General features: G+C 51.3%; 11 protein-coding genes. 8 read left to right on the top strand and 3 right to left on the bottom strand.

Features of this window, described 5'->3' with window-relative positions:
• The first annotated feature begins 410 nt into the window (after nucleotides 1-410).
• From AD668_RS06260 to AD668_RS28600, 3 genes are read left to right on the top strand one after another with little or no spacing between them, the layout of a single operon-like run.
• On the top strand, nucleotides 411-1,481 hold the full coding sequence (locus AD668_RS06260) for a DUF262 domain-containing protein (protein WP_053155767.1): 1,071 nt from the start codon (nucleotides 411-413) through the stop codon (nucleotides 1,479-1,481).
• A 1-nt stretch (nucleotide 1,482) separates the two neighbouring features.
• Nucleotides 1,483-2,217: an MAE_28990/MAE_18760 family HEPN-like nuclease gene (locus AD668_RS06265; RefSeq protein ID WP_053155769.1), complete on the top strand. Its 735-nt coding sequence runs from the start codon at nucleotides 1,483-1,485 to the stop codon at nucleotides 2,215-2,217.
• Nucleotides 2,214-3,281 carry a DNA cytosine methyltransferase gene (locus tag AD668_RS28600; RefSeq protein WP_256220571.1) on the top strand — a complete coding sequence of 356 codons (1,068 nt, stop codon included), beginning with the start codon at nucleotides 2,214-2,216 and terminating at the stop codon, nucleotides 3,279-3,281. Before AD668_RS06265 ends, AD668_RS28600 begins: the two co-directional genes overlap by 4 nt.
• Before the next feature lie 48 nt (nucleotides 3,282-3,329).
• Here AD668_RS28600 and AD668_RS06270 read toward each other — a convergent pair whose 3' ends face one another.
• The 3 genes from AD668_RS06270 to AD668_RS06280 all read right to left on the bottom strand — a co-directional run bounded on the left by AD668_RS06270 (nucleotide 3,330) and on the right by AD668_RS06280 (nucleotide 6,138).
• Complete coding sequence (locus AD668_RS06270) at nucleotides 3,330-3,635, bottom strand: hypothetical protein (protein WP_053155771.1); 306 nt, start codon at nucleotides 3,633-3,635, stop codon at nucleotides 3,330-3,332.
• A gap of 1,135 nt (nucleotides 3,636-4,770) precedes the next feature.
• On the bottom strand, nucleotides 4,771-5,532 hold the full coding sequence (locus tag AD668_RS06275; RefSeq protein WP_053155773.1) for an IclR family transcriptional regulator: 762 nt from the start codon (nucleotides 5,530-5,532) through the stop codon (nucleotides 4,771-4,773).
• 51 nt (nucleotides 5,533-5,583) lie between these two features.
• Nucleotides 5,584-6,138: a VOC family protein gene (locus AD668_RS06280; protein WP_218187250.1), complete on the bottom strand. Its 555-nt coding sequence runs from the start codon at nucleotides 6,136-6,138 to the stop codon at nucleotides 5,584-5,586.
• 102 nt (nucleotides 6,139-6,240) lie between these two features.
• Between AD668_RS06280 and AD668_RS06285 the strand changes: the two genes are divergently transcribed.
• From AD668_RS06285 to AD668_RS29400, 5 genes are all read left to right on the top strand, one after another.
• Nucleotides 6,241-7,092, top strand: a complete 852-nt coding sequence (locus AD668_RS06285; RefSeq protein ID WP_053155777.1) for a fumarylacetoacetate hydrolase family protein — start codon at nucleotides 6,241-6,243, stop codon at nucleotides 7,090-7,092.
• A gap of 67 nt (nucleotides 7,093-7,159) precedes the next feature.
• Nucleotides 7,160-8,695 (top strand): bifunctional 3-(3-hydroxy-phenyl)propionate/3-hydroxycinnamic acid hydroxylase, encoded by a 1,536-nt coding sequence (locus tag AD668_RS06290; RefSeq protein WP_053155779.1) that lies wholly within the window; start codon nucleotides 7,160-7,162, stop codon nucleotides 8,693-8,695.
• Nucleotides 8,696-8,808: 113 nt separating this feature from the next.
• On the top strand, nucleotides 8,809-10,164 hold the full coding sequence (locus AD668_RS06295; protein WP_256220572.1) for an MFS transporter: 1,356 nt from the start codon (nucleotides 8,809-8,811) through the stop codon (nucleotides 10,162-10,164).
• A 78-nt stretch (nucleotides 10,165-10,242) separates the two neighbouring features.
• A complete protein-coding gene (locus AD668_RS06300; protein ID WP_053155781.1) occupies nucleotides 10,243-11,493 on the top strand; it encodes an OprD family porin in 1,251 nt (416 codons plus the stop codon).
• Nucleotides 11,494-11,532: 39 nt separating this feature from the next.
• Nucleotides 11,533-11,817, top strand: coding sequence for a hypothetical protein (locus AD668_RS29400; protein WP_156322306.1), 285 nt, complete (start codon nucleotides 11,533-11,535; stop codon nucleotides 11,815-11,817).
• The last annotated feature ends 923 nt before the right edge of the window (nucleotides 11,818-12,740 follow it).

Genomic DNA, 12,740 nt, shown 5'->3' on the forward strand with positions numbered 1-12,740 from the left:
TCCGGTCACACCTCAGCTAGATTGTCGCCCGCACATGTCGGGTGCTATCTGCTCGACTTTCCCGCTTCAGGCGTCCTCATTGGTATCTACTGGCCGCGAACGCAAGACAGTCCTCATAACGCATAGGTTTAACAGGATGCGCTGATAGTGGAAGCTGGAACTCCTTGAGATTTCTTGCCGCATTTGACAGCAGAGAGGAGGGGGAAATCAAAATGCCCCGGGTCGCTAAAAGGCTACTGATTGGTGTGATATCGTAGACAGCGTTTTGTACCATGCCCGCGAATTTAGCTTATGGAGCCTAAGCTGGCAGCGCACAGGGAGTCACCGCTAGGTCCGGGCAATTGCGTAAATAAAGTGCCAAGGATCAATGAGCGTTGAACTATCAACGACACTTCAAAATTTGAGCGTATATGAGAAGTCCGAGACAGCAACCGACAAAAACCGCGCAAGAGGTGGCGAGTGCAGAAGCACAAATTGTCGAGCTTTCAAAGCGTATTGAGTTCTACTTAACTGAATACTCAATCGAGTTGCTAGCTAAAAAAATGCATGAAAACGACTTCGTTGTCCCTTCATATCAACGTGAGTTCACTTGGGAAAGTGAGCGAAAATCTCGATTTATTGAGTCTCTACTCCTTGGGCTGCCAATACCATTCCTGTTTTTTTGGGAAATGCCGGATGGGAAGTTGGAAATCGTAGATGGTTCTCAGCGGTTGCGTACCATTGAGGAGTTTGTTCACGGTAATTTCCGGCTTAACGAGTTAGAAAGTTTAACCCACTTATCAAATTTTGTGTTTACGGATTTGCCTCCGTCTAGACAACGTAAGATTCATAATAGATCGATTCGCGGTATTGTTTTGAATGAGCATGCAGACGAACAGGCTCGATTCGATCTGTTTGAACGGATTAATACTGGAAGCAAGATTGCGAATAAAGCAGAGGTTCGCAGGGGGGCTCTTGCCGGGCCGTTCATGAATCTCGTAATAGAGCTTGCGGAAACCGATATTCTTAAGAAACTTGCGCCAGTGTCCCGTAAAAATGCTGATGAGAGAGGGCGTGAAGATTTGGTTACTAGGTTTTTTGCCTATGGCGATGGACTTGATGGATACAGAGACCGTCCCTCGGAGTTTCTTTTTGATTATGTCAAAGCGATGAATAAGAGTTTCGAAAAAACTCCTCTTCTTAGCAAGAAATACAAAAAGATCTTCAACGACACGATGGAGTTTGTAGATAAGTTTTTCCCATATGGATTTCGGAAGACCGCAACTGGGAATGCTACTCCACGCGCTCGATTTGAAGCGATTGCTATCGGTTCAAGGCATGCTCTTAGCGAAAAGCCAGCTATTGCTAAAAAGCGAGCTATAAATGTTAATTGGTTGAATGAAGCGGAATTTATAAAAGTTACAGGCTCCGACGGCGCGAACGCAGTAGCTCGCTTGCGCGAAAGGATCAGTTTTGTTCAAAGAAAATTGTTAGGCAATTAATATGGACGAGTTGATTGCAGCATTTGAGGAACGGCTGTCAGAGGTTGAAACTTATCTGGATTTTCTCCAGGTGATGCAAGGTGTCGCGCAGCAGGGACCACCCAAATTTGAGGGTGCAGCACACCCTATTACCACGCAGCAGCAAAAAATATTGTACTCTAGTGTTTATTTGCAGCTTTATAACTTGGTGGAGTCGACAATGACTCTATGCATTGATTTCGTGGCTACGGCGACCACAAACGAAGCAACATGGGGGCCACAGCACCTAAGTGATCAATTGTTGCGGGAGTGGATTCGGTTAACTGCTAGAACGCATACCGAACTGACTCCTGAACATCGATTGGAGTGTGCTCTGAAGTTGTGCGCGCAGTTGATCTCTCCAGATCCTATAGCCGAGTTCTCTATAGAAAAGGGCGGTGGAGGGAATTGGGATGATAACGAGATAGAGGCAATAAGCAAACGCTTAGGTTTTAAGCTAAAAGTTAAGAAGAAAATCTACGATGATGTTAAGCGCCCATTTAGAGATGACTTAGGGCCGTTGGCTCTAGTCAAGCGGTTGCGCAATAGGCTTGCCCATGGATCCATCTCTTTTACCGAATGCGCAGAGTATGAAACAGTAATGCGCTTGGCTGAACTTAAAGATAAGACCGTGAGTTACCTTCGCGAAGTGATATCTTGTTTTTGTAATTATGTTGAGAAACATGAATTTCTTATTCCTGAGCGGCGACCAGCTTGAATCAGTTAGTGCAAATTGATATACAAACAGATGTGAAAATTTCAGCTGTAGATTTGTTTTGCGGTGTTGGCGGGCTTACGCATGGGCTAGTACGTGGTGGGATTCAAGTTGCCGCAGGGGTAGACTTAGATCCCAACAGCCGGTTTCCATTTGAAGAAAATAACGCGGCGCAGTTCATCGAGCGCGATGTTAGCCTCTTGCAAGCGAGTGAAATTCGACCTTATCTGAGTCAGTCCGATTTCAGTTTGTTAGCCGGATGCGCTCCTTGCCAGCCATTTTCGACATACAGCCGCAGTGGTCGTAATAGCCAGTATGAAACGCAATGGCCGTTAGCTCTGGCTTTCGGGAGTTTAGTAAATAAACTAAAGCCAGATCTGGTTGCGATGGAAAATGTTCCACAGCTAGCAGACCATAATGTTTTTCAAGACTTTGTAAAAAGCCTGAAAGGTTATCATACATGGTGGGCGGTGGTTGATTGCTCTTTGTATGGTATACCTCAGACACGAAAACGATTAGTTCTCCTTGCGTCTCGACTCGGCAGTGTAGGTTTAAAGTTGGAGCCCACACATAGCAAGGCCGTTACTGTAAGAGATACGATTGCGGGACTTCCTTCAATTCGTGCCGGGGAAAAAGATTCCTCTGATGCTATGCATTATGCCTCTTCATTAAGTGAGCTGAACTTAAGGCGAATTGAAGCCTCAACCCCCGGTGGAACATGGAGGGATTGGCCAGAGGAATTGCAGGCGGCTTGCCATAAAAAAGCTACCGGTGCTACGTATCCTAGTGTTTATGGCCGGATGGAATGGGATAAGCCAGGTCCGACAATAACTACTCAATGTTTCGGGTTTGGGAATGGGAGGTTTGGACATCCTGAGCAAAGTAGGGCGATCTCCCTAAGAGAGGCTGCTATGCTTCAAACGTTTCCTGCCAACTATAAATTTGTACCTTCAGGGACCCCAATTAGATTCAATAAGATGGGGCGACTTATTGGAAATGCCGTGCCGGTAAGATTGGGGGAAGTAATTGCACAAGCATTAATTTCGCACGTTAATAACTATCGATAAGACAGTGTTAGTTGGGTTCGTTAAAAAAAGCGGCTACTAGCCGCTTTTTTATTTCTTCATTCCGAATTCTTCAATTTTGGAGGGTGCCTTCTTAAAAGGGCTAGAGGTTTTGTTGTTGGTTTTATCTCCGTCTGTTTCTTCGCTTGAAGCATAAAGTTTTTGTGCTGCGGTTTCGGGCATGTGTTGGAAGATAAGTCGTTCTTGCAGTTCTTGAGTCCTATCTTGCATCCTTAATAAAAGCACTCTTATTTCCGACATGGTATTGAAATACAGGAGCGCCTTCTCGTGGATTTCTTGAACGTCATCAATGTAATCTATAATGTCCTGCTCTAGTGCTGTTCTTGTCAAGTTCATGGCTGTATCACCCTAGCGGCTGAGTAATTTATAAAGTTATGTAAGAGAGAGTGAAGAAGATAGGTTGTGGGAAGTGACGCTAGCGGTCCGAGAAAATACCCTAAATATGTTTTCCAGGTAGCAGGAGGTGTCTCTATTAGCTCAAAGTCTTCTTCGTCGGGAGCTGAAGTTTGTATTGGGTTATTTGAAGTTTTCATAATGAGGGACCTATTATTTCTTGTTTTTGTTGTTGGGCGTTTCTCATATTCATCGCGGAAGCATCCGCGCGCTTGCTTCTTATCACTCGATCTGCATCCGCATCACCACTATCAGTATCGCCCTCAATACTAGCTGATTCAGCGCCATAACATGCAGGAGTGCTCGGTATAGAAATATACGTATTTCGGTTCAGTGGTTCCGGTGCAATTTTGCGACTTGCATCGTGAGCAACGCTAGTTGCCCGTTGAACGTCACGACCTGCAGTTTCTAAGCGAGTCCAGCAGTGATCTGTCGATCGATCTGATTCGCATCGTTGTAATTGGGACCATCATCTGACCGACACCAACGCACGAACGCTTGCCAGCGATTGTCTGTTGGCGCCGACGCTGAATTGACCAAGTTACCTAGATGCCACTGACTCAGTCTGATTCCTCGCGAACCAATTCCTGTGCTGGATTTCTGCCGAATGGAGTTGGGTCAGTCTTGCTTTGGCACCTAGGTCAATTCGGCGTCGGCGCCAATAGCCACCCTCTATATGTGTAAAGGAATGGATTGAGCTGTATGGCACTGCAACTGAACTCCGAGCAATCCGCAGCACTCACTGCCATCAAGGTGTTCTTACAGTTGGCCGGACGCTTAGTGCACCAGTGAAAGCTGGCGGAAGATAGAAGATCATCAGCCTGGGCTTGCTGTTACCGAATGCACTGGTCGGGCAGTTTTTGGTCACAGTGACGTACATGATGGCAGCTCGTTGACTCTCACGGGCGGGCTGCAACTGTTCTTCATCCGGTTACACCGTCTGTCCACGGCGCTGGAAGACCTGGAATACGATGCCTTCATGTTGTCATCGCGGTAGCGGTTCTTACGGGTACAAAAAAGGCACTGGCGATTATCGTCAGTGCCTTTTTTCTGTCTACCGGTTTTGATTTACAGTTGATCAAGGTGCTTCGAGCACGCCGGCAGCCGCTGCTCGTTCAGTAATTTGCTGCGATGCCTGGCGCATGAGCTCCAACAGTTTGTTCTGGTCGATCAGCTCGAACCGCGTGGTCGAAGTGACAAGGGCCAACGCCGCATAACTATCCTTGGCCGAGAGTTTGACCGGTACGGAAATGGATGAGATGCCGGCCTCCAGCTCACCATTGGAAATGTAAAAACCTTCGCGGCGGATCCGGGACATTGTTTCCTGAAAATCTTTCCAGGTCGTTCCCAGATCAATTTGGCCGATTTCTTCGACGTGTTGATCATAAAGGCTGCGCAGCCTGCGCGCCGGTAGGTTGGCGATGATCACTTTGGGGGCGCTGCCCTTGAACAGCGGGCGAGGTCGGCCTCGACCGTAGGTCAGTTGCAGATCCTGGGGCACGCCTTCATGGTGCAAATCGAGAAAAACGGGGCCGTCCATTCTCGACAGAATGCAGCGGCAGTCGGTTTTCTCGACCAGTTCACGCATGATTGCAATGCTGATCTCCAGCAGCGGATCAGAGCTGCGGATGATGTAATCCAGCAAAGCGATCCGCGGCCCCAGTGCGTAAGAACCGCCGTTGAGACGTTGCAATAGACCCGCTTGCATCAGCTCCTTGACGTAGCGATAACCCGTCGGCGTCGAGCAACCGATGGCGTCGGAAATCTGCTCGGCGTCTAGTTTCGGCTGCTCGGCACTGAACAGGTTCAGTACCGAGAGCATGCGGCTAAGGCTGGTCATGCAGGCTCCAGAGAAAAATCTCATTGTAGCGCCTGGCGTCGTTCGGGATGGTCATTGAATGCTCATCAAACGTTCCATTTTTTTCTCCCATTCATCTCTCGGGCAGAACCCCGGCAGCGAGCGCGCATGCTGCTCGACAAAGCCCATCAATGCCTCGTCGCCCAAGTTCATGTCCACCGGAACTTTCATCGGTTGGCTGACGTACCAGGGTGTGTCGATGAACAGTTCAAGACGGTTGCCTTCCGGGTCTCGCACGTAAAACGAAATCGCATTGCCGTGGGTAATCGCGTCAATATCGGGGGCTCCCGACGCGATAAATTTCCGATGAATCTCTTTCAGGGTGCTCAGCGAATCGGCGGACAGTGAGATCTGATTGATGGGGTTGTAGGGGATCTCGGCGGGTCTACCGCTGGCCAGGACAATTTGATGGTGCGTGCGAGGGTCGCGGCTGAGAAAGACCAGGTTGACCAGTCCCTGTGGGCCTTGAAGCGATCCGCGGTCAGTCACGGAGAAGCCCAGGAATTGCGTGTAGAAGCCTTCCATGTTGGCGAGGTCATGGACGTAAATGCCCATGTGATTGAAAGAAAGACCTGATTTTTTCGTCATTTTTATCACCATTTAATAATTGTGTTGACGTTAATCTAGCTTGAGTGCAGGATTTGCTCAACAAATTATCGTTATTTGATAAAACAAAAGGTGGTGGTCGATATGAAACTGGTGAGCTTCGAAGTCTCTGGCAAGGCAAGCTTCGGCGTGGTCGAGGATGGCAATGTCTATGATCTGGGCCTGCGTCTGGCAGGAAGTTACGCAGACCTCAAGGACTTGATCGGAGCCGACGCTTTCGCTCTGGCAGCCGCAGAAGTCGGCAAAGGTATACCTGAGTATCGTCTCGACGATGTGGTGCTTTTGCCGGTGATTCCGAACCCGGAGCAAATTTTTTGCATCGGCCTGAATTACGCCGACCACGTTGCCGAAACCCAGCGTCAGTCCACCGAACGCCCCATGATTTTCATGCGCGTCCCAGCCTCACAAGTGGGCCACAACCAGCCCATGTTGCGCCCTGGTGAATCGGAGAAATTCGACTACGAAGGCGAGATCGCAATCATCATTGGCAAGGGCGGTCGCCGTATCAGTGAAGAGGAGTCCTGGGATCACATCGCCGGTTATGCCTGCTACAACGATGGTTCGATTCGAGACTGGCAGCTGCATACGGCGCAGTGGGGGCCGGGGAAAAACTTCTATCGCACGGGCAGCTTCGGGCCGTGGATGGTCACCGCCGATGAAATTCCGGCGAATGCCGAGATGACACTGGTCACCCGACTCAACGGCGTAGAGTTGCAGCGCGCCACCACGCCGCAGCTCATTCACAGCATTCCCAAGTTGATCGCCTACATCTCGACATTCACGCCATTGAGCCCGGGTGACGTCATCGTGACCGGCACGCCAGGCGGTATCGGCCTCAAACGCACACCGCCGTTATTCCTCAAGCCAGGTGATGTGGTGGAGATCGAAGTCGATCGAATCGGGACTTTGGTCAATACCGTGGAGAATGAACTCTAACCCTTGGGCAAGGCCCGGCGCGCCGCGGCTTCCTGCCTAGCGGCCGCCCATCGGCAACGTGATTATGATGAATAACAATAAATCTCTTATCGATACCTCCGCTTGTGAATATGACGTCGCGATAATTGGCTTCGGGCCCACGGGGGCCGTACTCGCCAACCTGTTGGCCCAGTCGCAATTGAAAGTGCTGGTGCTGGAACGCGAAGCGGATGTGTTGCAACTGCCCCGTGCGATCCGTTTTGATGCTGAATGCATGCGAGTCTTCCAGACAATTGGCCTGGCCGACACGCTGCTGGAACAGGTCAGCGCGGCGCCTGGCATGAAGTTCGTGAATGCCCAGGGCGATCTGTTGATCGAATGGCAGCGCCCCACAGAAATCGGCAGCCATGGCTGGAGTTCCTGCTACCGGGTTCACCAACCTGAACTTGAGCACGCACTGCGCCAGCGACTGACGCAAAACCCGCTACTGAACATCAAGACGCGTCATGACGTCTTCGCCCTCGCGCAACACGAAGACCACGTCCGTATCCAGTATGAAAACATGCGCAACGGTGAACTACTGGCCGCTAATGCGCGCTATGTCGTGGGATGTGACGGTGCTCGCTCGCTGGTCCGACGGCTCATGGGTTCGTCGCTCAGTGATCTGAAATTGCACGAACGCTGGCTGGTCGTGGATCTGCTGTTAAAGCGGCCAATGCCCGAGTTGGGCGAATACTCGATCCAGTACTGTGACCCGCAACGACCGTCCACCTACATCTGTGGCGCGGGTGAACGCCGCCGCTGGGAGATCATGGTCATGCCAGACGATGACCTGGCGAAGATCAACACCCCCGAATGGCTATGGCAGCAATTGGCGCGCTGGATTACACCCCGGGACGCAGAGATCGAGCGGTCGGCGATCTACATGTTTCACTCCGTGGTTGCTCATCAGTGGCGTAATTGCCGGTTGTTGCTTGCCGGGGATGCGGCTCATCAAACGCCGCCCTTCATGGGGCAGGGCATGGCCGCAGGTATCCGTGACGCCGCCAATCTGGCCTGGAAGCTGCGCGACGTTATCAACGGAAGCGCTGCGGATTCACTGCTCGATACCTACGAGTCGGAGCGCAGCCCGCATGTGAAAGAGTTTATTGAGGGCGCCGTCCGTTTTGGCGAAATCATCCAGACGACGGATCTGCAGGCCGTTGCCGACCGCGACACTCTGTTATCCAGCGCGATCGAAAATTTCCGCACACCCGAACCGAGGCTCGGCCCCGGCGCTCATGATGAATGCACTCAAGGCGTCTGCGCACAGATCGCGCCGCAATTCAGCCTGGAGAATGGCGAGTTGATCGACAACCATGTTGGCTATCAACATGTCCTGCTGGTGACCGAAGAAGCGGCGTCAGCGGTGAGCGATCATCGATGCGTCGTGTTGCAAGGGCAGGCTATCAAAGCATGGCTGCAGTCCGTCGGCGCCTGTGCAGTGTTGGTTCGCCCTGATCGCTATGTCTTTGGTCTGGCGCATAGCCCTTCGGAAATAACCGCACTTCTCGATCGCGCCTTTACTGGCGGAACGAGATCGTCGATTGAACCTCAGCGACAGAGGCAGGCCGCCAACCACTGATCCCCTAAGCGGAAAGATCCGTTCTGGGCGGCGACATGCAACGCGCCGCCCGCGCCCGGAAGCACCGATACAAAAACAATATGCATGCCTGAAGCGTGCCGGAGTGCTCAACAATGCAAAGTCAGAAATCCATCACGATGGACTCGGCGACGATTGTTCATGATCCCGAAGAGATTCAAATGGTCACGTCCGTGATGAGTAAGGTGTCCCGACGATTGCTGGGATTCTTGTTCATTCTGTTCATGTTTTCCTTCCTGGACCGAATCAACATCGGCTTCGCCGGGGCTTCCATGAGTAAGGACCTGGGCCTTAGTGCTGCCGCCTTCGGCTTGGCCAACACGGTGTTCTATATCGTCTACATCACCTGCGGCATTCCCAGCAATCTGATGCTGGAAAAAGTCGGGGCGCGCCGCTGGATTGCCTTGCTCGTGGTGGCCTGGGGCGTGGCTTCCACCTGCACAATGTTCGCCCGAGACGAGTACAGCCTGTATGCGCTGCGTGTACTGGTAGGAATTACCGAAGCGGGTTTCTTGCCGGGCATGCTGCTGTATATCAGTCGCTGGTTTCCCGCTAGTCACCGCTCACGGGCCAATGCTAAGTTCATGATTGCAATGCCTGTGACGGCTATGCTCGGCTCGATCGTTTCGGGTTTCCTGCTCGACCTGGATGGTCTTCTGGGCCTCAAGGGCTGGCAGTGGCTGTTCATGCTCGAAGGTCTGCCCTGCGTATTCCTCGGTGTGTTGGTGTGGCTGCGTCTGGATGATGATCCCGCCCAGGCGAAATGGCTGTCGGATAAGGAAAAAACCGTACTCGCCAACCTGATGGAGAAAGATCGCCGAGAAGCCCGGGTTTCAGGTCAGACATTCGACTCCATGAAGTTGATTCACCAGTTGCTGTCACCGGCCATCATCAAGTTCGCGCTGTTGTACTTTTGTATGGTCACCAGCATGGGCATGGTTAATATCTGGGGGCCGCAGATGATTGCCGGTTTCAACACCGGCAGTAATAACGTCACCACCGGTGTGTTGGTGGCGATACCGCAACTGTTCACGATCATGGCAATGCTGTGGTTGGGCTGGCATTCGGATAAGTATCAGGAGCGCAAACTGCATACGCTGTTTCCGCTATTGATAGGCGCCTTGGGGTGGTTGAGTGTGGCCTGGATTCATTCACCGGTTCTCCAACTGATGGGGATCACGCTGGCTTCGGCGGGTGCATTTGGCGCAATGACAGTGTTCTGGGCATTCTCCGATCAGAATCTGTCGACCCACGCTAAGGTCGTCGGCATCGCTTTCATCAATGCTTTCGGCAATGCGGCGACCATTGTCAGCTCCTTGATGGTCGGCGTACTCAAGGACCTCACCCACAGCTTTACCGCTGGGTTGATCTATGCCGCTGTCCTGCTCATGATCGGCGCACTGATCACCCTGACCCTGTCCAGAAGTACGGTTTCAACGCTCAACGTCTGAGATGTTTCTCCCGTAAACACACTGCAAGCAAGACTTGCAGTGTGTTCAATCACGCCTGAAAAAAAGAACAAGAAGAGCATGAAAAACACACATAGCATTGCGTTAAAGGCTGCGTTGATCGTTGCGACTACACAAGTCCAGGCCCAGGGTTTTCTGGAGGACAGCAGCGGCAGCGTTCTCATTCGTAACTATTATTTCGATCGCGATTTTCGTGACGGCAGTGGTCAATCCCAGGCTCAGGAATGGGCGCAAGGTTTCATTCTTAAATTGAACTCTGGCTACACCGAAGGGCAGGTCGGGCTCGGCCTGGATCTCACCAGCAGAGCCGGGTTCAAACTCGATAGTTCTGCGGATCGCACGGGCACTGGCTTGTTGCCTTATGGCTCATCAAGCCACGAACCAGAATCTGAATTCGCCGAGGCGGGATTAACGGCAAAAATGAAGCTGTCGCGCACGGAGCTACGTGTGGGGGAGGTCGCCCCCTTTCTGCCCGTCATTCTGCCTGTGACGTCCAGGTTGTTCCCGCCGAGCTTTCGCGGTGTAGATCTGACTTCAAAGGACGTGGAAGACCTGACCCTTCACGTGGGGAAAATTGATCGCATCAATCTGCGTGACTCAACAAACTGGGAACCGATGCGCGTCTCAAGTCAATTTGGCCGGTTCAACTCCAGCGCCCAATCGAAGAATTTCGATTACGCCGGTGGCGACTGGAAAATCGGCGCGGACACTACGGCCAGCTATTACTACGCGCAGTTGGAGAATATCTACCAGCAGCACTATGTCGGGTTGGTCAAATCGTTCTCGCTGGGGTCGGGAACGCTCAAAACCGATTTGCGCTTCCACGGCAGTCAAGCAAATGGTGATGCGCTGGCCGGGCGAGTGGATAACCGCACTTATCAATACAACCTCAGCTACAGCCTGGGCGGTCACACTGCCAGTTTTGGACAGATGCGGCTGACCGGTGATACGGCGCTGCCCTACCTGGCCGGAACAGACGTCAATGTGATCACCGAAGGGTCGCTGGTCTCAGAGTTCAGCAATCCACATGAAAGAGTCTGGCAGGCACGCTACCTCTATAACTTCGCCGCCGCCGGCATACCTGGCCTGACGTTCCTGTATCGCTACATCGATGGTTCGCATGTGGACCTCGGAAGCAGTGATGGCAAGGGCAATGAAATCGAACGCTCCTCCGAACTCGCCTACGTCGTGCAATCCGGTCTGTTGAAGGATGTGGGGTTTCGTTTTCGACAAGGTCATTACACCAGCAACTACTTCCGAAACGTCGACGAAACGCGGGTCAATATCGATTACACGTTGGCGCTGTTCTAAGAGAACCTAGCGTCATGCAAAACCATGAGGATTTAGGAAATGAACCAGCAGGCAATCAAGCAAGTTCTCGAAAAACTGGAAACACTGCGTTGTGAGTCGACAGTGAACGGCGATCTGGAAACGCTGCAACAGATATTTGGCGAGGAACTTTTGTTTGTTCAATCTGCGGGGTATTCCCACAATAAAACCAGATTATCTGGGATTCCTGTCGAAAAAAATAAAAATGCTCAAGATTGCGCGCCCTGCGCCTTTGGATTACCGGTTTCTCGGCGAAGCGGTAGTGTCCTACGGACCTTTGGACCAGTTGTTATAACGACGCATTGATCAAAAACTTGTCCCGATCAAGGCGATGGTCACTCAAATATGGACAAGGCAAGGCGACGATTGGAAACTTTCACATCTCCACTCGACTCGCCGTCCGGAATGAACGGGGGCGCTGAAGTAGGCGGAGGTTGCCTGATGTGTCCCCTTATCCGGCATTACGCCTCATTCAGCTATCAATTGCGCTGGGCTCTACGTTAGGCGGCCTGCTGTTCGACGGCAGTGTCTGTTGCATGACTGTTGGCGTCGCCAAATCACCCCAGTCACCGAGATGCCACTGACCCAGTCTAATTCTTGCGAACCATTTCCTGTGCTGGATATCTGTCGATTGGAGCCCATACTCCAGCCCATACCTTGGACCTTGGCTTCCCGTAGTCGTGCTTGGACCATCAATGAAAAAATATACTCCAACTATATGATTTTATAGAATATATATAGAGGTCATTAAACTTCTATGGACTTCTAGAAATACTAAAGTGGGTGCCTTCCTCTCCGCCATTATATAGAAAAGGCCCCGTAACTGAAAAGTTACGGGGCCTTTTAATTTGTGGCGTTTTTTAGTCGTCTTGCTGCTTGGATGAACGATTTTTTCTGAGCTGGGCAACTAGTCCCGCATGGATTTCATGTTAGGCACCATTTTTTGAGTGGGGCTGAGGCCGCCGCTTTAATCGAGCATATCGTCATTCCTTTCAGCATCTCCTGCACACCAGCTCTTGAATGCGTGCTGCAGTGTTCGCAGTCTAAATGTTGCTACTTTTTTGTGTTGTATATGGTGAGGTGAACCTCCTGAGATCGATGCTGATTTCAGAATGCTTTATATTGACAGCATATATGGGCTGCATATTTCGTGTTTTTCAGTGCTCAAGTAACCGCTAAGTAGATTTCGCGTTGGTCGAAGTTGTCGAGTCTGACTCGTTAAAGGTTGT

The organism is Pseudomonas sp. P1.8 (assembly GCF_001269805.1).
GTDB lineage: Bacteria > Pseudomonadota > Gammaproteobacteria > Pseudomonadales > Pseudomonadaceae > Aquipseudomonas.

Excerpts from the sequence above, each read along its gene's own strand:
- AD668_RS06300 (WP_053155781.1), top strand. The coding sequence starts at position 10,243 with ATGAAAAACACACATAGCATTGCGTTAAAGGCTGCGTTGATCGTTGCG.
- AD668_RS06285 (WP_053155777.1), top strand. The coding sequence starts at position 6,241 with ATGAAACTGGTGAGCTTCGAAGTCTCTGGCAAGGCAAGCTTCGGCGTG.
- AD668_RS06265 (WP_053155769.1), top strand. The coding sequence starts at position 1,483 with ATGGACGAGTTGATTGCAGCATTTGAGGAACGGCTGTCAGAGGTTGAA.
- AD668_RS06270 (WP_053155771.1), bottom strand. The coding sequence starts at position 3,635 with ATGAACTTGACAAGAACAGCACTAGAGCAGGACATTATAGATTACATT.
- AD668_RS29400 (WP_156322306.1), top strand. The coding sequence starts at position 11,533 with ATGAACCAGCAGGCAATCAAGCAAGTTCTCGAAAAACTGGAAACACTG.
- AD668_RS06260 (WP_053155767.1), top strand. The coding sequence starts at position 411 with ATGAGAAGTCCGAGACAGCAACCGACAAAAACCGCGCAAGAGGTGGCG.
- AD668_RS06275 (WP_053155773.1), bottom strand. The coding sequence starts at position 5,532 with ATGACCAGCCTTAGCCGCATGCTCTCGGTACTGAACCTGTTCAGTGCC.
- AD668_RS06280 (WP_218187250.1), bottom strand. The coding sequence starts at position 6,138 with ATGACGAAAAAATCAGGTCTTTCTTTCAATCACATGGGCATTTACGTC.
- AD668_RS06295 (WP_256220572.1), top strand. The coding sequence starts at position 8,809 with ATGCAAAGTCAGAAATCCATCACGATGGACTCGGCGACGATTGTTCAT.
- AD668_RS06290 (WP_053155779.1), top strand. The coding sequence starts at position 7,160 with ATGAATAACAATAAATCTCTTATCGATACCTCCGCTTGTGAATATGAC.